At 60.1% G+C, this 19,558-nt stretch carries 17 protein-coding genes; 10 read left to right on the forward strand and 7 right to left on the reverse strand.

Annotated elements, in window-relative coordinates; all coding sequences use genetic code 11:
• Window positions 1-97 precede the first annotated feature (97 nt).
• A complete protein-coding gene (locus ACIPO9_RS19445; protein WP_400782858.1) occupies window positions 98-1,432 on the reverse strand; it encodes a dicarboxylate/amino acid:cation symporter in 1,335 nt (444 codons plus the stop codon).
• Between the two features lie 341 nt (window positions 1,433-1,773).
• On the opposite strand from ACIPO9_RS19445, the gene ACIPO9_RS19450 reads away from it, so the two are divergent.
• Complete coding sequence (locus ACIPO9_RS19450) at window positions 1,774-2,772, forward strand: AraC family transcriptional regulator (RefSeq protein ID WP_400782861.1); 999 nt, start codon at window positions 1,774-1,776, stop codon at window positions 2,770-2,772.
• Window positions 2,773-2,782: 10 nt separating this feature from the next.
• On the opposite strand, the gene ACIPO9_RS19455 is transcribed toward ACIPO9_RS19450, so the two are convergent.
• From ACIPO9_RS19455 to ACIPO9_RS19465, 3 genes are all read right to left on the reverse strand, one after another.
• Window positions 2,783-4,126, reverse strand: coding sequence for an ATP-binding protein (locus ACIPO9_RS19455; RefSeq protein WP_274134233.1), 1,344 nt, complete (start codon window positions 4,124-4,126; stop codon window positions 2,783-2,785).
• Complete coding sequence (locus tag ACIPO9_RS19460; protein ID WP_274134234.1) at window positions 4,123-4,800, reverse strand: response regulator; 678 nt, start codon at window positions 4,798-4,800, stop codon at window positions 4,123-4,125. Before ACIPO9_RS19460 ends, ACIPO9_RS19455 begins: the two co-directional genes overlap by 4 nt.
• Window positions 4,801-4,903: 103 nt before the next feature.
• A complete protein-coding gene (locus ACIPO9_RS19465) occupies window positions 4,904-5,512 on the reverse strand; it encodes a hypothetical protein (RefSeq protein WP_400782863.1) in 609 nt (202 codons plus the stop codon).
• 192 nt (window positions 5,513-5,704) lie between these two features.
• Here ACIPO9_RS19465 and ACIPO9_RS19470 point away from each other — a divergent pair, with 192 nt between their 5' ends.
• Both ACIPO9_RS19470 and ACIPO9_RS19475 read left to right on the forward strand, forming a co-directional pair.
• On the forward strand, window positions 5,705-6,511 hold the full coding sequence (locus ACIPO9_RS19470) for a dienelactone hydrolase family protein (RefSeq protein ID WP_400782866.1): 807 nt from the start codon (window positions 5,705-5,707) through the stop codon (window positions 6,509-6,511).
• 169 nt (window positions 6,512-6,680) lie between these two features.
• The gene (locus ACIPO9_RS19475) at window positions 6,681-7,415 is read left to right on the forward strand and encodes a 4'-phosphopantetheinyl transferase (protein ID WP_400782868.1); all 735 of its coding nucleotides are present in this window, start codon (window positions 6,681-6,683) and stop codon (window positions 7,413-7,415) included.
• Between the two features lie 78 nt (window positions 7,416-7,493).
• Here the strand turns inward: ACIPO9_RS19475 and fhuF are convergent, their stop codons facing one another.
• The 3 genes from fhuF to ACIPO9_RS19490 are packed head-to-tail and all read right to left on the reverse strand — an operon-like array spanning window position 7,494 to window position 10,568.
• A complete protein-coding gene (fhuF, locus tag ACIPO9_RS19480; protein ID WP_400782870.1) occupies window positions 7,494-8,228 on the reverse strand; it encodes a siderophore-iron reductase FhuF in 735 nt (244 codons plus the stop codon).
• Entirely contained in the window at window positions 8,186-9,814 is a 1,629-nt protein-coding gene (locus ACIPO9_RS19485) for an ATP-binding protein (RefSeq protein ID WP_400782871.1), read from the reverse strand. The genes fhuF and ACIPO9_RS19485 overlap by 43 nt, the downstream gene beginning before the upstream one ends.
• Before the next feature lie 16 nt (window positions 9,815-9,830).
• A complete protein-coding gene (locus ACIPO9_RS19490; RefSeq protein WP_274134239.1) occupies window positions 9,831-10,568 on the reverse strand; it encodes a response regulator in 738 nt (245 codons plus the stop codon).
• Window positions 10,569-11,273: 705 nt separating this feature from the next.
• On the opposite strand from ACIPO9_RS19490, the gene ACIPO9_RS19495 reads away from it, so the two are divergent.
• From ACIPO9_RS19495 to ACIPO9_RS19525, 7 genes are all read left to right on the forward strand, one after another.
• The gene (locus ACIPO9_RS19495) at window positions 11,274-14,186 is read left to right on the forward strand and encodes a ribonucleoside-diphosphate reductase subunit alpha (RefSeq protein ID WP_400782873.1); all 2,913 of its coding nucleotides are present in this window, start codon (window positions 11,274-11,276) and stop codon (window positions 14,184-14,186) included.
• Window positions 14,187-14,548: 362 nt separating this feature from the next.
• Window positions 14,549-15,799, forward strand: a complete 1,251-nt coding sequence (locus ACIPO9_RS19500) for a ribonucleotide-diphosphate reductase subunit beta (protein WP_274134241.1) — start codon at window positions 14,549-14,551, stop codon at window positions 15,797-15,799.
• A 316-nt stretch (window positions 15,800-16,115) separates the two neighbouring features.
• Window positions 16,116-16,340 carry a DUF2188 domain-containing protein gene (locus tag ACIPO9_RS19505; protein WP_400782875.1) on the forward strand — a complete coding sequence of 75 codons (225 nt, stop codon included), beginning with the start codon at window positions 16,116-16,118 and terminating at the stop codon, window positions 16,338-16,340.
• A 204-nt stretch (window positions 16,341-16,544) separates the two neighbouring features.
• Window positions 16,545-17,078 carry an REP-associated tyrosine transposase gene (locus ACIPO9_RS19510; protein ID WP_400782877.1) on the forward strand — a complete coding sequence of 178 codons (534 nt, stop codon included), beginning with the start codon at window positions 16,545-16,547 and terminating at the stop codon, window positions 17,076-17,078.
• Window positions 17,079-17,252: 174 nt separating this feature from the next.
• Window positions 17,253-18,257, forward strand: coding sequence for an HNH endonuclease (locus tag ACIPO9_RS19515; protein WP_400782879.1), 1,005 nt, complete (start codon window positions 17,253-17,255; stop codon window positions 18,255-18,257).
• Between the two features lie 291 nt (window positions 18,258-18,548).
• Window positions 18,549-19,088 carry a Bro-N domain-containing protein gene (locus ACIPO9_RS19520; RefSeq protein ID WP_400782881.1) on the forward strand — a complete coding sequence of 180 codons (540 nt, stop codon included), beginning with the start codon at window positions 18,549-18,551 and terminating at the stop codon, window positions 19,086-19,088.
• Window positions 19,089-19,264: 176 nt separating this feature from the next.
• Window positions 19,265-19,549 carry a pentapeptide MXKDX repeat protein gene (locus ACIPO9_RS19525; protein ID WP_400782882.1) on the forward strand — a complete coding sequence of 95 codons (285 nt, stop codon included), beginning with the start codon at window positions 19,265-19,267 and terminating at the stop codon, window positions 19,547-19,549.
• Window positions 19,550-19,558: the final 9 nt, after the last annotated feature.

The following is a 19,558-nucleotide window of genomic DNA, read 5'->3' on the forward strand; positions in this document are numbered from 1 at the left end:
CCGCTCCCACAGGGTTTTGTGTTGGCCACACAGGGTTTTCTAGTGGCCACAAAAAAGCCTGTCCGAAGACAGGCTTTTTTTCAACACGCCAGGCGTATTACGAACGGGTTGCCTGAGGAGTGCCTTCGGCAACGCCCAGGTCGTCCTGCGGACGCATGTCTTCGATGGCACGACCGCCCGAGGCCAGTTCGGCCTGCAATTGCGGCACGTCCAGTTCCTTGACCCACTTGGCGACAACCAGGGTGGCAACAGCGTTACCGACCAGGTTGGTCAGGGCGCGGGCTTCGGACATGAAGCGGTCGATACCCAGAATCAGCGCAAGGCCCGCCACCGGCAGGTGACCTACCGCCGACAGGGTGGCCGCCAGTACGATGAAGCCGGAACCGGTCACGCCAGCCGCGCCCTTGGAGGACAGCAGCAGCACCAGCAGCAGGGTGATCTGGTGGGTGATGTCCATGTGGGTGTTGGTCGCCTGAGCGATGAACACGGCCGCCATGGTCAGGTAGATCGAAGTACCGTCCAAGTTGAACGAGTAACCGGTCGGGATCACCAGACCCACGACGGATTTCTTCGCGCCCAGGCGCTCCATCTTGATCAGCATGCGTGGCAGGGCCGATTCCGAAGAGGAAGTACCCAGCACGATCAGCAGTTCTTCACGGATGTACTTGATGAGCTTGATGACGCTGAAACCGTGGGCGCGAGCGATACCGCCCAGTACCACCAGCACGAACAGCAGGCAGGTGATGTAGAAGCACAGCATCAGCTGGCCCAGTTGCACCAGGGTGCTCACGCCGTAGGCGCCGATGGTGAAGGCCATGGCACCCAGTGCACCCAGTGGCGCCAGCTTCATGATCATGTTGATGATGTTGAACATCACGTGGGCGAAGCGATCGATGAAGTCCAGAACCGGCTTGCCGTAGGCACCCAGGCGGTGCAGGGCGAAACCGAAGATCACCGAGAACATCAGCACTTGCAGGATGTCACCGTTGGCGAAGGCGCCGACGATGGTGTTCGGGATCACGTTCAGGATGAAGCCGATCACGCTCTGATCCTGGCCTGCGGTGACGTAGGCAGCGATCTTGGAAGCGTCGAGGGTCGAGACGTCGACGTTCATGCCGGCACCCGGCTGAACCACGTTGACCACGACCAGGCCGATGATCAGCGAGATGGTCGAGACGATTTCGAAGTACAGCAGCGCGTAGCCGCCGGTCTTGCCCACGGATTTCATGCTCTGCATGCCAGCGATGCCGCTGACCACGGTGCAGAAGATGATGGGGGCGATGACCATTTTGATCAGTTTGATGAACCCGTCACCCAGCGGCTTGAGGGCCTTGCCGGCATCGGGGTACCAGTGACCGATTGCAATACCGATGATGATTGCAACGATTACCTGGAAATACAGGGATTTGTAGAGTGGCTGACGAGTCGTCATTGCAGTTTCCTCAAGAGCATCGGGCTGAATCATTCCTGATACACCGACACCTAAAGTACGAACCCTCCTGCTCGGAGGGATTTGTTTTTGTCGAGCTGCGCGAGGCAGGTCTCTGCTCGTTGTATCGCAAGCCCCGTGCCACTATTGGAAAATTCCCCGAAAGCCCCGTGCGGCATGGACTGTCTGGTTAACACTAGCTAAAAAAGCCCCATCGCGATGGCGGATTTCCGCCAACTCTCGAAAAATAAGCGTTGGTATTGGCGGGTATCCGCCTTGTCCGGGGCCTGCATGCCTGCCTACCATCAGTCACTTTCATTCTCGGTGCGACGACCTGCCCCGCCATGCGCCATCGAACCATTGCCAGCCACTTTGCCCGCGCCGTGCTGCAGGGCGCCCGCCGCTATGATCTGGACTGCCAGCCGATCCTGGCGCAGGCCGGCATCACCCCTGAATTGCTCAACGAGCCCCGCGCACGCATCGCGCCGGAGCAGTTCGCGCTGTTGATCCAGCTGGTATGGCGGGCGCTGGACGACGAATACATGGGGTTTGGCCTGGCGCCCAGCAAACGCGGCACCTTTGCCATGATGTGCCACGCGCTGATCCACTGCCGCACGCTGGACAAGGCCCTGCAGCGCGGCTTCAGGTTCTACGGGCTGTTTGCCGATTCGCCACGCCTGAGCCTTGAACGGGAGGGCGACTGGGTGCGTTTATGCCTGGATGAAAGCAGCCTGCGCGATCCGGAGCATTTTCTCAGTGAATCGCTGCTGGTGATCTGGCATCGGCTGGCAAGCTGGCTGATTGGCCAGCGTATCCGGCTGGATCACGCCACCTTCGCTTATCCGAAACCTGCCCACAGCGCCGAGTACGATTTGCTGTTCTATTGCCCGATGACCTTCGACGCAGACCAGACCGCACTGACCTTTCACGCCCGCTACCTGAGCATGCCGTTGCTGCAGGATGAGCGGACCTTGAAGCGCTTTCTCGAACGCTCGCCCGCCGACCTGCTGGCGCGCCCGGACGAGGGTGACAGTCTCTCCAGCCAGTTGCGCCGCCTGCTCAGCCGTGACTGCACCCAGTGGCCGGACCTGGAAACCGTGGCCGATCACCTGCACATCAGCCCCCAGACCCTGCGCCGGCATCTGCGCGACGAAGGCACGAGTTTTCAGGGGTTGAAGGACGAACTGCGGCGGGACATGGCGATTTTTCATCTGGGCCAGGCGGATCTGTCGTTGCAGCAGATTGCCGAGCAATTGGGGTTTTCGGAGCCTTCGGCGTTCCACCGGGCGTTCAAGAAATGGACCGGATTGACGCCGGGAGCGTACCGCGAGAAGGAAGCCTGACGGCTCCCCTTCAAATCGCAAACTTGATCCTGAACGCCGCGCCGCCCAGGTCCGAATCGCCCAGGGTCAACTGCGCGCCGTAGCTTTCGATGATGTCCTTGACCACCGCCAGCCCGATCCCCTGCCCCGGGTTCTGCCGGTCCAGGCGTTCGCCACGCTCGAGGATTCGCGCCCGCTGGCTCTGGGGCACGCCAGGCCCGTCATCCTCGATGCACAACTCATCGCCCATCATCGACGGCCGCCAGCTGACCCGCACCTGGCCGATGCACAGGCGATAGGCGTTTTCCAGCAGGTTGCCGAGCATTTCCAGCAAGGCGCCCTCCTCCATCTGCACCTGGCAGTCGTCGGGCAGGTCGAGTACCACCTGCACCCGCTTGTCGCGATAGACCTTCTCCAGCGTGTTGCACAGGCTCTCGACCACCGGCTTGAGGCTGACGTGATGCCGCACCAGCCCGCTCTTGCGCAGGCTGGCGCGCTGCAACTGATAGCCGATCTGCTGGCTCATACGCTCGATCTGCGATTGCAGGATGCGCGCCTGCTCCAGATCCTCGGGGCGTTTGGCGATGGTTTCACTCACACCCTGCAGCACCGCCAGCGGGGTTTTCAGGCTGTGGGCCAGGTCGCCCAGCGAGTCACGATAACGAATGCGCTGCTCACGCTCGCTGCGCAGCAAGCGGTTGAGCGAGCCGGTCAGGCGCAGCAGTTCGCTGGGGTGTTCCTCGCTGAGGCTTTCCCTGGAGCCAGTCTCGACCTGATCGAGCTCCTGGCTCATGCCCTTGAGCGCCCGCAAGCCCCAAGTCAGCCCGCCCCACAGCAGGGTCAGCAGCACCAGCAAGGCCGCGCCGAACCCCAGGTAGAGTTTCTCGCGCAGGCCGGAAATGGTTTCCTGATATTCGCGCACCGGTTGCAGCGCCACGATGCTGAACGCCGCGTTGCGCCCCCCCAGCAGCTTGATCTCGACGTCGTAGACGAAAAACTCTTCGCCATTGGGCTGGCGAATCTTCGCGAACTCGGTTCCGCGCCCGTCATAGCGCGGCTGGTAGTCGATCTCTTCGTCTTCGGTGGCACGGGAGCGCCATACCAGCTTGCCGGAGCGGTTATAGATGTAGCCCAGCAGGCGGCTGTCAGGCAGGCTGAACTGCTCGCCGGGCAGCAAGGTGGGCATCAATAGCCGGTCATCCTCGACCCGTGCGGCAGAAATCAGCGTGGTGACATCGGACGCCAGGCGCTTCTCGATGGAGCTTTCCAGCGCCAGGCTGAAAGCGCTCTGCAACGCCGGCAACATCAGTAACATGAAAATGACCGCCAAGGTGGCGGCGGCCAGCATCAGGCGAACGCGAAGCGATCGAATCATCGGCAGCGCTCGGTGAAGAGGTAACCCAGGCCGCGCACAGTATCGATCGGCTTGAACCCTGCCGGCCCTTCGAGCTTGCGACGCAGACGCCCGACCAGCACTTCGATCACGTTCGGATCGCGCTCGTCGTCATCGGGGTATAACTGCTCCATCAGGCGTTCCTTGGGCACCACCTGCTGATGGTGGCGCATGAGGTATTCCAGGATCCGGTATTCGTAGGCGGTGAGTGCCAGGGGCTGCTCATCCAGTGACGCCTGCTTGCGGTTCAGGTCCAGCAGCAAGGGGCCAGCGGTGATGGTGGACTGGGTGAAACCGCTGGAGCGGCGCAGCAGTGCGTTCATCCGCGCTTCCAGCTCTTCGAACTGGAACGGCTTGACCACATAGTCGTCGGCACCGGCGGCCAGGCCTTCGACCTTGTCCTGCCAGTTGCCACGGGCGGTGAGGATCAGGATCGGAAAAGCCTTGTTCTGGGCGCGCAGTTGACGGATCAGATCGAGGCCGCCCATGCCCGGCAGGCCGAGGTCGATCACCGCCAGGTCGTGATTGAACTGGGCGGCCTGGTACAGCGCCTCGTCGGCGTTGCCCACCGCTTCGACCACGTGGCCGCTTTCGGTCAGGCGGGTCTGCAGGTGGTGGCGCAACAGGGCTTCATCTTCGACAACCAGCAACTTCATGCATATCTCCCCTCAATGTCCTGCCGAACCCGGCAAAACCTGAAAATAGTGCTGCCGGGGTCACGCATCGCATGAACCCGGCAGTGTTCCAGCCATCCGCGCTTCAGAAATTGTAGTTGGCGGCCAGGTAAGTCTGGGCGCTGCTGTCGAGCTTCAGCGAGCCAACCTTGGCCGCGTGGTGCGGCGCGACCTCGACGCTGGCATTGCTGCGCAGGTAACGATAACCCAACTCTACCGACGCGTTTTGTGCAACTTGCTGCAACACACCTGCCTGCAGGCCTGCGGCATAGCCCATGCCGGTATCACGGCTCATGCCGCTGCTTTCCTGGGACAGCTTGGTGACGCCCAGGGTGGCGCCGCCGAACAGCTTGGTGCTGGCGCCGATCGGAGAGAACAGGTCATAGCTGCCCAGCAGGTTTTCCTGACGCAGTTTCAGGCCGTTGTGGCTGGCGGAAGCGTTGTCGTAGGTGGCGTAGTAGCGGCTGTCAGCGTTCTGCTGGCCCAGCCGGACACCCCAGGTGCTGTTCTTGTGGATGATGTGGTCCGCGTGGGGAGCGTTCAGGTTGCGGTTGATGCCGTTGGATTTGGAAATCTTGTCGCTGGTGTTGCCGTAGGTGACACCGCCGAATGTGCTGCTACCCTCAGAGGCTTGAGCGACTGCGCTGCCGCCTACGAATGCCAGGGCCATGATGAGCTGATTGATCTTGAGCATGGTTATGTCCTTATAAGCGCTTGGCGCTTGCTGTGAATACGGGACTCAAGGTAATGCGCCATCGCTGAACTCCCACTGAACGCGCACTGAACCTGCGCTGAACGTTCGCCAATGGATCGATCCGGCGCCTGATCAGTCCATTGCTTGTGCATTGTCGCCCCGTACCCCTCTAAGACCCCAGGAGAGATGACCATGCGATTGCTGATTGCCCTGACCCTCATGTGCCTTGCAGGCCTGGCCCAGGCCGAGATCAAGACCCGCACCCTCGACTACCAGGCCGCCGATGGCACCAAGCTCGTGGGCTATTACGCCTACGACGACGCGATCAAGGGCCCGCGCCCGGGTGTCGTGGTGGTTCACGAATGGTGGGGCCTGAATGATTACGCCAAGCGCCGGGCTCGTGATCTGGCCGCGCTGGGCTACAGCGCCATGGCCATCGATATGTATGGCGAAGGCAAGAACACCGAGCATCCCAAGGACGCCATGGCCTTCATGACCGCCGCGACCAAGGACGCTGCCGCCTCGGCCAAGCGCTTCGATGCAGGCCTTGAGCAATTGAAGAAGCAGCCCGAGACCAACCCGCAGAAAATCGCCGCCATCGGCTACTGCTTTGGCGGCGGCGTCGTGCTGGATGCGGCCCGTCGCGGCGAGCCACTGGCGGCGGTGGTGAGCTTCCACGGCGCGCTGGCGACCAAGACCCCGGCCAAGGCAGGCGTGACCAAAACGCCGATGCTGGTCGAACACGGCAACGGCGACACGATGGTCACCGCGCAGAACGTCGCAGACTTCAAAAAGGAAATGGATGCGGCCAAGGCTGACTACAAGTTCGTCGGCATCGACGGCGCCAAGCACGGCTTCACCAACCCCGACGCCGACAAGCTCAGCCACGGCGACCACGGCGGCCCGGACATCGGCTACAACCAGGCTGCGGACATGAGCTCGTGGGCCGACATGAAGGCGTTCCTCAAGGAGCAGTTCGCGAAGAACTCGACGCTCTGAATGCCCACCACATCTCCCCGTAGCAGCACGGCTTGCCGGCGGGAGCGTAGTGTCAGTGAGTGATGAGTCGTCTGACACTACGCTCCCGCCGGCAAGCGGAGCGCCGCCCGGCCGGGCTGCTACAGGGGGTGTATTCAATGCCATTTGCTTTCCGGCAAAATGCCGACCCATGACCCAGACACTCCCCCCCTGCTGCCCCATCCTCACCACCCACTGGCCCCTGCCCCACCCGCTGGCCAATGTGGTGCTGGTCAGCGGCCGGTTCGATCCACAGCAACTCACCGACGGCGATTTTTCGCACTGCCTGATCGAGCCGCCCGCGAGCATCCAGCGCTCGGTGGCCAAGCGTCAGGCGGAGTTTCTCGCCGGGCGGCTGTGCGCGCGGGAGGCGATGCATCAGCTGGACGGCCGCGTTCATGTGCCATCGATTGGCGATGACCGTGCACCGACCTGGCCCGCCGATCTGTGCGGCTCGATCACCCACAGCACCGGCTGGGCTGCGGCGCTGGTGGCCCATAAACGCCACTGGCGCGGCTTGGGGCTGGATGTCGAGCAGGTAATGAGCAGCGAGCGCGCCGCCCGCCTGGCCGGAGAAATCCTCACCGCCTACGAACTGCAACGCATGGCCCAAGGGCCTGAGCATCAGGTCGCGCTACGGGTCACCCTGACCTTCTCGCTCAAAGAAGCGCTGTTCAAGGCGCTCTACCCCATCGTGCTCAAGCGCTTCTATTTTGAAGATGCCGAGTTATTGCAGTGGTCAGAGGACGGCAGCGCCCGCTTGCGGCTGAAGATCGACCTGTCTGAGGAATGGCACAGCGGCAAGGAGCTCGACGCGCAGTTCAGCGTGCAGGATGGGCAGTTGTTGAGCCTTGTAGCAATCCCAGCTTCACCACCTCCCCTGTAGGAGTGAGCTTGCTCGCGATTGCCATCTATCCAATACACCTACGGATCTGACATACCGCAATCGCGAGCAAGCTCACTCCTACAGGTCCGTGTTTTTTGATGGGCAATGCTCACACCGTCCCACCCACTCCACCTGATAACTCAAACAGCAACTTCGCCGCTGCCTGCGGGGAGGTCGTTCTATATAGGTGATGGTATTGAACAGCGGATTGGGCTGCCCATCGGTCTGCAAACGCTCACGCAGCAGTCGATGAGCCGGCTCCAGCGAAACGTCACTAACCAACGCCAGCCGCCGCAGGCAGGTCTCCAGATAATCCCCGGCGCTGCTCCAGAACACCGACGCTCCCACGCCAGCGTAGGCGCTCAATGCATCGATCACCTTGCGCAAATGGACCAACAACGGTCCGAATCGCGTGAATGGGTCAGATGACGGTGACAGCGAAACTCGGTCCCCGAAAAACCTCACCCCGTCGAGCAACCCGCGCTCGTTCACCGCAAACGCCACCTCATCGAGCCCCAGCGGCCAACTGATGTCATCCGTCAGGTTTGCCACAACAACAGGTGGAACAAGCTGCATGAAGTAATACTTGGCAAACTGCGACACCAGCACCGGGCGCTTGTCGGGCATCAACTCTGGGCCATAGACGCGCAGCAACAGCCGATCCAGCGTCACAGGCTGCAACAGTTCAGGCACCGCAACGACCGTCCGCTGTTGATCGACAACCACCGTCTCGGCAAAAGGTGCGAGTGCCCCCGCGAACGATCCGGAACTCACGGCTCGCCCTGCTGGCGCGGCCAGGTCAGGCTGAAGCACGCCCCGCCCAGCCCCTGGCTGCGACCGATCAGCGCCCGGCCGCCGTGCCAGTAGATGATCCGCCGCACAATCGACAAGCCCAACCCGTGGCCGCCAGAGGCTCGGGTGCGGCTGTCGTCCAGGCGCATGAAGGGCGTGAAGATTCGCTCCCAGGCGCTTTCCGGCACACCGGGGCCATCGTCCTCGACATCGATGCGGCAGCGCTCCTGACTCAACTGAAAGCCGACCCGCACCTGGGATTCGGCGTGGCGCATCGCATTGCTCACCAGATTCTGCAACGCACGATGCAGATAACGCGGCTCAGCCTCGACCCAGGCCTGGGCATCATCGCCCACCGCCACCGATTGCCCGCGACTGACCCGCACATTGGCCCGCAATGGCGCCAGTTCAGCGACGACTTGATCGATCAACGCCGCCAGATCGATGCGCTGGTAACTGAGCGTCGGCGAGCCCTGCTCAAGCCGCGCGTAGGTCAGCATCTCGTCCACGAGCTTGTCCAGGTCCTGTATGTCGTTGTCCATGCCGATCATGTACTTGTGGCGCGCCTCGGGGGTGCTGGCATCGCCGATCATCTCAAGCCCGAAGCGCAGGCGCGCCACCGGGGTGCGCAGCTCGTGGGACACCGCCCGCACCAGCTCGCGCTGGATGGTCAACGAACGCTGCAGGTGCTCGGCCATGCCGTTGAACGCCGAGGCCAGCCGGCCCACCGAGTCCGCGCCTGACTCAGGCACGCGGGTTTCCAGACTGCCCTGAGCGATCTGCGTGGCGGCCGCTTCCAGTCCGCGCAAGCGATGCTCCAGCCGCCGCACCAGCAGATACACCACCAGCCCGATCAGGCACAGGCCGAGAAAGGCGATCAGCACCAGCAGCTCAGGCGGGTACGGGTTCATCTGGTACAGCGGGCCGATTTCCAGCACCCATTGCGTCTCGCCGACGCCCGACAGCACGCGGATCGAGTCGCCGCCCTTGCCCAGCGCCATCACCGTGTCGCCTTCGTCGATGCGCCGGCGCTGGTCGTCGTCAACGTCCGCCTGTTCGAGCCGGATCAGGTGCATGTCGAAGCCGAAACCTTTGCTCAGGCGCAGGGTTTCCAGACGAATCGGCTGCTCATCCACCGGGAACCGCACCAGTTCGTCGAGTAACAGGAAAATCGTCGCCCGTGCCAGTTGCTCGCTGATCTGCTGCACCTCGCCGGTCAACAGCAACGCGCTGCCGGGCCTGCCAGCGCTCGCCGGTATCACCTCGCGAAACACCCGCGCGGCATGGGGGCCGGTCTTCTCGACCACCACTTGCCCACGGCTCAGGCGATTGCGCGCGCCGCCGTCCAGATGGGCCTGCTCGGCGGTCTGCAGCGACAGCGGAATGCCCATCAGGCGCTCCCACACCGCCAAGGCCCGGATGCGTTCTATATCGTTCATCGGCGCAAGGTTGTCGCCCATCAAGGCGAAGGTGCCGTGGGCCAGTTGTTCGCGGTATTGCTCGGCGCGCACCTTGTTGACCAGGTGCAGCGTCAGCACGCCCAGCAGCGCGACCAGCACCAGTACGCCCAGCATGCCGCCATATATACGCAGGAAAATGGAGTTCATGCCGTAGTCACCTGACTCAACCGTTCAGCATGAAGTTGGTCACGTCCCGGGCCGCTTCGGGCACGAACAGGTAGCCCTTGTTGCGCACGGTCTTTATCAGACGCGGGTGGACGGGGTCGTCGCCGATGCGCGGGCGAATCTTCGAGATGCGCACGTCGATGGAGCGGTCCTGCCCGTCGTAGCCCACGCCACGCAGGGCGGTGAAGATTTCCTCGCGGGACAGGATACGCCCGGCATTCGCCACCAAGAGCCACAAGAGGTCAAATTCGGCGCTGGTCAGGTCGATGCTGCGCCCGCTGAGCCAGGCCTCGCGCAGGGCGTTGTCGACGATCAACGGGCCGAAGGTCAGGCGCCGCTCCTCTCGGGCTGGTTCGTCGGGGGTGTCGCTGCGGCGCAGCAGGGCGTGTACCCGCGCCAGCAACACTCGCGGATGCACCGGTTTGCAGACGTAATCGTCGGCGCCGGTGTCCAGGCCCTGAATCTGATCGCTGTCGTCGGTGCGCGCGGTGAGCATCAGGATGGGGCCGTCATAGCGCCCGCGCACCTTGCGGCAGATGCTCAGGCCATCCTCACCGGGCAGCATCAGGTCGAGAATCACCAGCGCCGGCTGCTCGTCGACGATCCGCTGCACCGCCCGCGCACCGTTGCCCTCAAGGCTCACGCGCAGGCCGTTGCTTTCCAGGTAATCGCGGGTCAGTTCGGCCAGCCGAAGGTCGTCCTCGACGATCAGCACCTGCCAGGGCTCTTGCTGCACGATCCGTGTCTCCTGATGTTGTTCTTATCGATACCCGACACTGCGGGTCATTCTACCCACTGCCCCAACATGACACACCTCATTCAAAACGCCCCACAACCAGCCTTGCCAACCCCGCTTTCTGTGATAGGGTTCGCGCCCGCAAAAAACCGGGCAACTCTTTTTGCAGGCTGAAAAAACAGTGACCGGCGGCCCATCCCAGTGGTTACGCGGCCTACGTGGGATTTCCCCAATTCCCACACAAATTACACACAGACTTATCCACAGCTCGTACATTGCATTTAGTGTCACGAGCACATAATCTAGTACCTCGTTGCTCAGCCAGCCCCTACATGTAGGGTTTAGGCCGAAAAACCAAACACAAATGACCGAGAGATTTCAAGCCTTTTTCTCGCGCCAAACGGGTTGACTTACCCTCTGTTTCACCGCCTGACCGCTCACACGCGAATGGCAGACACCACGCTTCATGATCTGCGCGTTACGGTACAAGTGTTGCAACATAAAAACTGCATATTGAACAAGCTTTTACAGGGTGCCAGCCACAGAGCCGCGCCCTTTTGGACTTCAAAGCCAGGGTCGGCAATCCTTCAGCCTTCCCATCCGTTTTGAAGTCATTGGATCGACACTCGTCGGTCAACTGCTTCAAGACGGAACGGTGGGTACGCAACCCGTGCCCAAATAAACATAGAGAACGTGGAGACACCCATGCAAACAGACACAACTCGCGAGAATCCGCAGGCCATTGCGCCGCAGACAGGTGCGACCCAGCAGGACCTGTCCGCCACCGCTCCGGGTCAGCTTCGCGTGATCAAGCGTAACGGCACCGTCGTTGCGTACACCGATGACAAGATCACCGTCGCCATCACCAAGGCTTTCCTCGCAGTTGAAGGCGGCACTGCCGCTGCGTCTTCGCGCATCCACGACACCGTTGCGCGCCTGACCGAGCAGGTCACCGCGACCTTCAAGCGTCGCATGCCTTCGGGCGGCACCATCCACATCGAAGAAATCCAGGATCAGGTAGAACTGGCGCTGATGCGCGCTGGCGAGCAAAAAGTGGCTCGCGACTACGTGATCTACCGTAACGACCGCTCCAAAGAGCGTGCCGGTCGTGGCGGCGAAGCGCCGGTCCAGGCTCACCCGTCGATCCGCATCACTGCCAAAGACGGCAGCCTGGTGCCACTGGACATGGGCCGTCTGAACACCATCGTCACCGAAGCGTGCGAAGGCCTGGCCGAAGTCGACGCCAACCTGATCCAGAACGAAACCCTGAAGAACCTCTACGACGGCGTAGCGCTGACCGACGTCAACACCGCCCTGGTGATGACCGCGCGTACCCTCGTTGAACGCGAGCCGAACTACTCGTTCGTCACCGCGCGCCTGCTGATGGACACCTTGCGTGCCGAAGGCCTGGGCTTCCTGGGCGTCGCCGAGAGCGCGACCCACCACGAAATGGCCGACCTCTACGCCAAGGCGCTGCCTGCGTACGTTGCCAAGGGTATCGAGTTCGAACTGCTGAACCCGGTGCTGGCCGAATTCGACCTGGAAAAACTGGGCAAGGCGATCAACCACGAGCGCGACCAGCAATTCACCTACCTGGGCCTGCAGACCCTGTACGACCGTTACTTCATCCACAAGGATGGCGTGCGTTTCGAACTGCCGCAGATCTTCTTCATGCGCGTGGCCATGGGCCTGGCAATCGAAGAGAAAGCCCGCGAAGACCGCGCCATCGAGTTCTACAACCTGCTGTCGTCCTTCGACTACATGGCCTCGACCCCGACCCTGTTCAACGCCGGTACCCTGCGTCCACAACTGTCGAGCTGCTACCTGACCACCGTTCCGGATGACCTGTCGGGCATTTACCACGCCATCCACGACAACGCCATGCTGTCCAAATTCGCAGGCGGCCTGGGCAACGACTGGACTCCGGTTCGCGCGCTGGGCTCGTACATCAAGGGCACCAACGGCAAATCCCAGGGCGTCGTACCCTTCCTGAAAGTGGTCAACGACACCGCTGTTGCAGTGAACCAGGGCGGCAAGCGCAAGGGCGCTGTCTGTGCCTACCTGGAAACCTGGCACATGGACATCGAAGAGTTCATCGAGCTGCGCAAGAACACCGGTGACGATCGTCGTCGTACCCACGACATGAACACCGCCAACTGGATCCCTGACCTGTTTATGAAGCGCGTCTTCGACGACGGCAAGTGGACCCTGTTCTCGCCATCCGAAGTCCCGGACCTGCACGACCTGACCGGTAAAGCCTTCGAAGAGCGCTACGAGTACTACGAAGCGCTGACCGAGTACCCAGGCAAGGTCAAGCTGTTCAAGACCATCCAGGCCAAAGACCTGTGGCGCAAGATGTTGTCCATGCTGTTCGAAACCGGCCACCCATGGCTGACCTTCAAGGATCCGTGCAACCTGCGCTCGCCGCAGCAGCACGTGGGCGTAGTCCACAGCTCGAACCTGTGCACCGAGATCACCCTGAACACCAACAAGGACGAGATCGCGGTCTGCAACCTGGGCTCGATCAACCTGCCGAACCACATCGTCAACGGCAAACTGGACACCGACAAGCTCAAGCGCACCGTCGACGTAGCCGTTCGCATGCTCGATAACGTCATCGACATCAACTACTACTCCGTGCCACAGGCGAAGAACTCCAACTTCCGTCACCGTCCGGTCGGCCTGGGCATCATGGGCTTCCAGGACGCTCTGTACCTGCAGCACATCGCCTACGGCTCCGACGCTGCCGTCGAGTTCGCCGACCGCTCCATGGAAGCCGTCAGCTACTACGCCATCCAGGCTTCCTGCGACCTGGCCGACGAGCGCGGCGCCTACGAGACGTTCCAGGGCTCGCTGTGGTCCAAAGGCATCCTGCCGCTGGATTCGCAACAGATCCTGATCGAGGCTCGTGGCCAGAAGTACATCGACGTCGACCTGAACGAAACCCTGGACTGGGCGCCTGTCCGTGCCCGCGTTCAGAAAGGTATTCGTAACTCGAACATCATGGCCATCGCACCGACCGCCACCATCGCCAACATCACTGGCGTATCGCAGTCGATCGAACCGACCTACCAGAACCTGTACGTGAAATCGAACCTCTCGGGCGAATTCACCGTGATCAACCCGTACCTGGTTCGCGACCTCAAGGCACGCGACCTGTGGGACTCGGTCATGATCAACGACCTCAAGTACTACGACGGTTCGGTACAACAGATCGAGCGCATCCCGCAGGAGCTCAAAGACCTCTACGCCACCGCGTTCGAAGTCGATGCCCGCTGGATCGTCGACGCAGCAAGCCGTCGCCAGAAGTGGATCGACCAGGCTCAGTCCCTGAACCTGTACATCGCCGGCGCCTCGGGCAAGAAGCTGGACGTGACCTACCGCATGGCCTGGTACCGTGGTCTGAAAACCACCTACTACCTCCGTGCCCTGGCCGCGACCAGCACCGAGAAATCGACCATCAACACCGGCAAGCTCAACGCAGTATCCAGCGGCGGCCACGGCCCGGACGACTCGGCGATCACCGCCCCACGTCCAGCCGAAGCAGCCCCGGCAGGTCCAGCACCAGTGCCGAAAGCCTGCGCCATTGACGAGCCGGATTGCGAGGCTTGCCAGTAAGGCAAAACGCGCTCCTCCTGTAGGAGCGCGCTTGCCCGCGAACCAGACACCCTGGAATCGCTGACACGACACAAAACCTGTAGCAGTCCGGCTCGCCGGCGGTGACGTCCTCAACCGCGCCACCGCCCGCAAACCGGACCACTACAAACGGCCCTACACCGCAAACCTGTAGGAGTGAGCTTGCTCGCGATCACGTCAGCCCAGTCGCCGACGCATCCCGTCCAACCGCTCATAAACAGAAACACCGAGGGCTACCCCTCACCTATTCATGTTCTTTGCGTGCAACGCCTGATACGCAACCAACACTCAAGATCCATCCGGTCAGTCATTACCACTGACCCTCAAGCAGGAGACTCAACGTCATGCTGAGCTGGGACGAATTCGACAAAGAAGACGCCGTCGCTGAACCCGTGAAAGGCGCCAACGCCGGCCACGCTTCGGAAGCCGCCATGGACAAACTCGACAGCGCCGGTGGTGCCGCCGCTCGCGAAGCACGCGCCGTCAACACCAGTGACTCCGCCGCCGTCGCCCGCGCCAAAGCCGCGCTGGACAAACTCGACATCGCCGAAGGTCTGGCCGAACTCGAAGGCTCCGCCGCACGCGTTGCCGTCGACGAAAAGCGCATGATCAACTGCCGCGCCGACCTCAACCAACTCGTACCTTTCAAGTACGACTGGGCCTGGCAGAAGTACCTGGACGGCTGCGCGAACCACTGGATGCCGCAAGAAGTCAACATGACCGCCGACATCGCCCTCTGGAAAAACCCGGAAGGCCTGACCGACGACGAACGCCGCATCGTCATGCGCAACCTGGGCTTCTTCTCCACCGCCGACTCCCTGGTTGCCAACAACCTCGCGCTGGCCGTGTATCGCCTCATCACCAACCCTGAATGCCGCCAGTACATCCTGCGCCAGGCCTTCGAGGAAGCGATCCACACCCACGCCTACCAATACTGCATCGAATCGCTGGGCATGGACGAAGGTGAAATCTTCAACATGTACCACGAGATCCCGTCGGTCGCGAAAAAAGCCGCCTGGGGCCTCAAATACACCCGCGCCATCTCCGACCCGGAATTCAACACCGGCACCGTCGAAACCGACAAAGAGCTGCTGCGCAACCTGATCGCCTACTACTGCGTCCTGGAAGGCATCTTCTTCTACTGCGGCTTCACCCAGATCCTCTCCATGGGCCGCCGCAACAAAATGACCGGCGTCGCAGAACAGTTCCAATACATCCTGCGCGACGAATCCATGCACCTGAACTTCGGCATCGACGTGATCAACCAGATCAAGATCGAAAACCCACACCTGTGGGACGCCGAACTGAAGGAAGAAGCCAGCCAGATGATTCTGCAAGGCACCCAACTGGAAATCGAATACGCCCGCGACACCATGCCACGCGGCGTACTGGGCATGAACGCCGCGATGATGGAGGACTACCTCAAATTCATCGCCAACCGTCGTCTGTCGCAGATTGGCTTGAAAGAAGAGTACCCAGGGACCACTAACCCGTTCCCATGGATGAGCGAGATCATGGACTTGAAGAAAGAGAAGAATTTCTTTGAGACTCGGGTGATTGAGTATCAGACGGGTGGGGCGTTGAGCTGGGATTGATTGGGAAGGCTGTGCAGAGATGCGCAGCCTTTTTTGCATTAGGAAACAGCAAAAACAAGAAACCCACGGAAGTCGTTGGCGCGACTGCCGTGGGTCTTGACCGTACTGGTGAACGAAGCCCACTTGTACGGGCCGTAATTGAAGGTATTTCCAATCACGAAAGCATTTGAGCAAATGCGGGGCGTGAGTATGGACCACCTTCATACGGTGTCAACGGCTGATCGTCGGAGACAGGACCTTATGGTCTGGCTCTCAGTAAATCGCGGCTAGGCAGACTGCCCATAGCCAGACACTAATGTTGAAGAGGCTAAAAATCATGTCAGGAAAAAATCAACATGTTGTACCCCAAGGTGACAAATGGGCCGTTAAAGGCGCAGGAAACTCAAAGGCTACGAAGGTCGTCGATACACAAAAAGAAGCTATAGGAGTTGCACGGGAGATCGCAATTAATCAAGGAAGCGAGATGTTCATCCATGGGCGGAACGGTCAGATTCGTGAACGCAATACCTATGGAGATGATCCATTCCCACCTGAAGGCTAACGCTGCTGGCTCACAGACGAGCTGTCCTGCTCTGATGTATTTGATCGTTCCCACGCTCCGCGTGGGAATGCAGCCCAAGACGCTCCGCGTCCTCCCCTAGCACCACCAACCCGAAGCACCCAGAAACACCAGTCCCCTCAAACTCAATCATCACCTGAAGTAGCCTCAAAGCTCCGCGCCCAGCCCCATATTCAAGGAAGAGCCATGGCCCGCAGCCGCTACACCATCACCGAAATCGATAAACCCCACTTCCTCACCTGCACCATCGTTGAATGGCTTCCACTATTCACCCGCCCTGCCCTGGTGGATATCGTCTTGAACGCGTGGCGATTTCAGCAGGACAACCAAGGCCTCGAACTCTACGGCTACGTGATCATGGAGAACCACCTGCACTACCTCGCCCAATCTCCCAACCTCGCTAGATCAGTCGCAAGCTTCAAATCCTTCACCGCCCGAAACATCATCGATCACCTCGAAACCATACATGCCGAAAACACTTTGCAGCGGCTACGATTCGCCAAGCGAGCACATAAGGTCGACCGTGTGTATCAGGTCTGGCAGGAAGGCGTGCACGCGGAGTTGGTGTACAGCGAAAACGTGATGCGACAGAAGCTCGATTACATTCATCACAATCCGGCGAAGCGGGGGTATGTGGATGTTGGTGAACACTGGAGGTATTCGAGTGCACGGGATTATCAGGGGAAGCCGGGTTTGATTGAGGTGCAGCGGTGGGTCTAGCTGACGCGGAGCGTCAGGGAATGCGTTCCCACGCAGAGCGTGGGGACGATCAGGTATGAGGCCTGAAACGTTGATAGTCCTGTGATATCACATTGACCCGAAACAGGTTGTAACGGAGTACCAGCGTGACGCAACATTCCTTTTCCTACATGTTCTGTGGAAAAGGACTACAACGTGACGAAGAAATACTCACAACAGGTTCTCACTGGTACCAACACGTCTAGCTTGCTCAACGAAGGTCACGTGTATAGCCGCAAAGATTTGCGTACCCAGTTCCAAATCATCGACGCCAATATCAAGAACGGCATCTTCAAACCCGCGGCTTTCGATTCGGTATGGATCTTCGTCACAGAAACCAAGACACCAGATAAAACTCAGTACGAGGACGTACTTATCGGCGATGTGTTACGGATGGAAGGACAGACCGAAGGACGGACCGATTACCTTCTTGAGAACCACCTCGAGCGCGGGCTAGAACTGCTGCTGTTCTACAGGACAAAGAAAAATCAGCATCCCGGATATGGCTTTACCTACAAAGGGCGTTTCCTCTATCAAAGCCAGTCAGGTTCGAAACCAACCAAATTTGTTCTCCGCCATGAAAGCAGCCCTCACCTCAACGCATCTGTCGTCGAAGAGGAACTGGCAGATTCAGGTGAATTCGATCCTCAAAACATCATCGACGCTCGCAAGAAGGTCATTGCATCGGTAGTTCGTCGCAAAGGCCAAGGCAAGTTCAGAGCCGCGCTGCTCAAAGCCTACAAAGGCAGATGCGCCGTCACCGGGTGCACCATTGAGGCTCTCCTAGAGGCAGCTCACATCGTCCCTTACCTGGGTGATGAAACCAACGTCGTCAGCAATGGTTTGTTGCTTCGCGCTGATATTCATACCCTTTTCGACTTGGGGCTTTTGTGGATCGACCCTGAGAATCGAACGGTAAAATTAACTGAACCGCTGATCGGAAGCGAGTACGAGGAATGGGCGGATAAAGCCCTATCCGTCCCTGAAAGCTCGAAAGATTGGCCTAGCGTCAAAGCGCTGAAGTTGCAATTCAATACCTTGCAACTGTTCGCTGGCTCACGCGGCAATCCACAGCCGTCAGGATCGTTAAACGCTCCTGATGACGCCATTCCGTTTGAGATCGCCCAGGAACACCAAGTGCTAGTAGCAGCTTTGAAGTAGCGATACCTAACCAATCGTGATGATTTTCAGAATTTTCCTACAACATCGAATCTTGCCGAAGCAGGCCCAGCCACCTACCCTGCCTCGGCGCCTAAGAAACGCATTAGAAATACCCCAGCAGAGCGGCCCGTCCGCTCCCGATAGATGCGGCTTATGTGCGCCTACGGCCTCTGCCTGCGCGCCATAAATCTCTGCTATGTCGGGAGTGGGCGAATACAAGACCCGTAAGGGAAATATGCCCGGCTCTTTTCTCTGCTGAGAGTTTCTTAGCTCCCGACACCCAATTCAGCCATGGATGGCAAACTTCGCAGAGATATGGAAATGCCTATAACCCACGCCCCCACCACCTTCCACCGCCACAACCGCCCCCTGCGCACCCTCCTCCTCGAATCCCAGGTCTGGTTCTGCGCCAAGGACCTTGGCCGTCTCGTAGGCTGGCCTTTGAACGAACGCACAACGCGCAAGCTGGATGCGGATCAGCGGCGGGTGATGCGGTTGGTGGATTCGTGCGGTGAGGAGGATGAGCTGATGGTGAGCGAGTCCGCGGTGTATGTGCTGTTGGTGCATCACTACCACGTTGAGAACCGGGGTTTGCGGCAGTGGATCACTCATGAGGTGGTGCCGTGTTTGCGGGATGAGTGGGTGGCGCCGTGCAGTCCTTGTTTGAGTTTTCTTCAATGGCCGGGGTTGTCGGTGAGCATGCTGCATTGGCGCAGTGAGGCTTGGATTCGGTTGCGGGATATGCCGCGGGTGCTGGCGGTGGATGAGGTTCGGGGTGAGATGCGGGTGCCGTGGTGGCGGTCGGTGGTTCGGGGGTTGAGATTGGGGTGACTGGGCGGGCCTGATCGCGAGCAAGCTCACTCCTACAGGATTGGGGGGTATCCGCGGGCAAACATCACGAATTGTTTAACCTTCCGGGAGGATTTGGTGACCGGGTTTCTTGCACAGTGATTGTGCAGTTTGAAGTCAAAACAATCATTTCCGGACACTTCCGAAGGAATTCAAAAATGAACAAGGTGATCGCAACTGTTTTTTCCGGTGCTTTGCTGTTGGCGGTTTCTGGCGCCTATGCGGCAGACACCATGTCCAAGGATGCCATGAGCAATGACAGCATGAGCAATCAGAGCGGGATGTCTCATGACGCGATGAGCAAGGACAAGATGGCGAAGCCTGCCACCAAGGGTGACGCGATGAAGAAGGATTCGATGAAGAAAGATGCTATGTCTAACGACGGCATGAAGAAAGACGCCATGTCCAAGGACAGCATGAAGAAGGGCGACATGAGTCAGTGATCTGTCGCA

Origin of the sequence: Pseudomonas sp. NPDC090203, assembly GCF_044746765.1 — a bacterium.
GTDB classification, from domain to species: Bacteria; Pseudomonadota; Gammaproteobacteria; order Pseudomonadales; family Pseudomonadaceae; genus Aquipseudomonas; species Aquipseudomonas putida_AD.

Excerpts from the sequence above, each read along its gene's own strand:
- ACIPO9_RS19445 (WP_400782858.1), bottom strand. The coding sequence starts at position 1,432 with ATGACGACTCGTCAGCCACTCTACAAATCCCTGTATTTCCAGGTAATC.
- ACIPO9_RS19450 (WP_400782861.1), top strand. The coding sequence starts at position 1,774 with ATGCGCCATCGAACCATTGCCAGCCACTTTGCCCGCGCCGTGCTGCAG.
- ACIPO9_RS19455 (WP_274134233.1), bottom strand. The coding sequence starts at position 4,126 with ATGATTCGATCGCTTCGCGTTCGCCTGATGCTGGCCGCCGCCACCTTG.
- ACIPO9_RS19460 (WP_274134234.1), bottom strand. The coding sequence starts at position 4,800 with ATGAAGTTGCTGGTTGTCGAAGATGAAGCCCTGTTGCGCCACCACCTG.
- ACIPO9_RS19465 (WP_400782863.1), bottom strand. The coding sequence starts at position 5,512 with ATGCTCAAGATCAATCAGCTCATCATGGCCCTGGCATTCGTAGGCGGC.
- ACIPO9_RS19470 (WP_400782866.1), top strand. The coding sequence starts at position 5,705 with ATGCGATTGCTGATTGCCCTGACCCTCATGTGCCTTGCAGGCCTGGCC.
- ACIPO9_RS19475 (WP_400782868.1), top strand. The coding sequence starts at position 6,681 with ATGACCCAGACACTCCCCCCCTGCTGCCCCATCCTCACCACCCACTGG.
- ACIPO9_RS19485 (WP_400782871.1), bottom strand. The coding sequence starts at position 9,814 with ATGAACTCCATTTTCCTGCGTATATATGGCGGCATGCTGGGCGTACTG.
- ACIPO9_RS19495 (WP_400782873.1), top strand. The coding sequence starts at position 11,274 with ATGCAAACAGACACAACTCGCGAGAATCCGCAGGCCATTGCGCCGCAG.
- ACIPO9_RS19500 (WP_274134241.1), top strand. The coding sequence starts at position 14,549 with ATGCTGAGCTGGGACGAATTCGACAAAGAAGACGCCGTCGCTGAACCC.
- ACIPO9_RS19505 (WP_400782875.1), top strand. The coding sequence starts at position 16,116 with ATGTCAGGAAAAAATCAACATGTTGTACCCCAAGGTGACAAATGGGCC.
- ACIPO9_RS19510 (WP_400782877.1), top strand. The coding sequence starts at position 16,545 with ATGGCCCGCAGCCGCTACACCATCACCGAAATCGATAAACCCCACTTC.
- ACIPO9_RS19520 (WP_400782881.1), top strand. The coding sequence starts at position 18,549 with ATGGATGGCAAACTTCGCAGAGATATGGAAATGCCTATAACCCACGCC.
- ACIPO9_RS19525 (WP_400782882.1), top strand. The coding sequence starts at position 19,265 with ATGAACAAGGTGATCGCAACTGTTTTTTCCGGTGCTTTGCTGTTGGCG.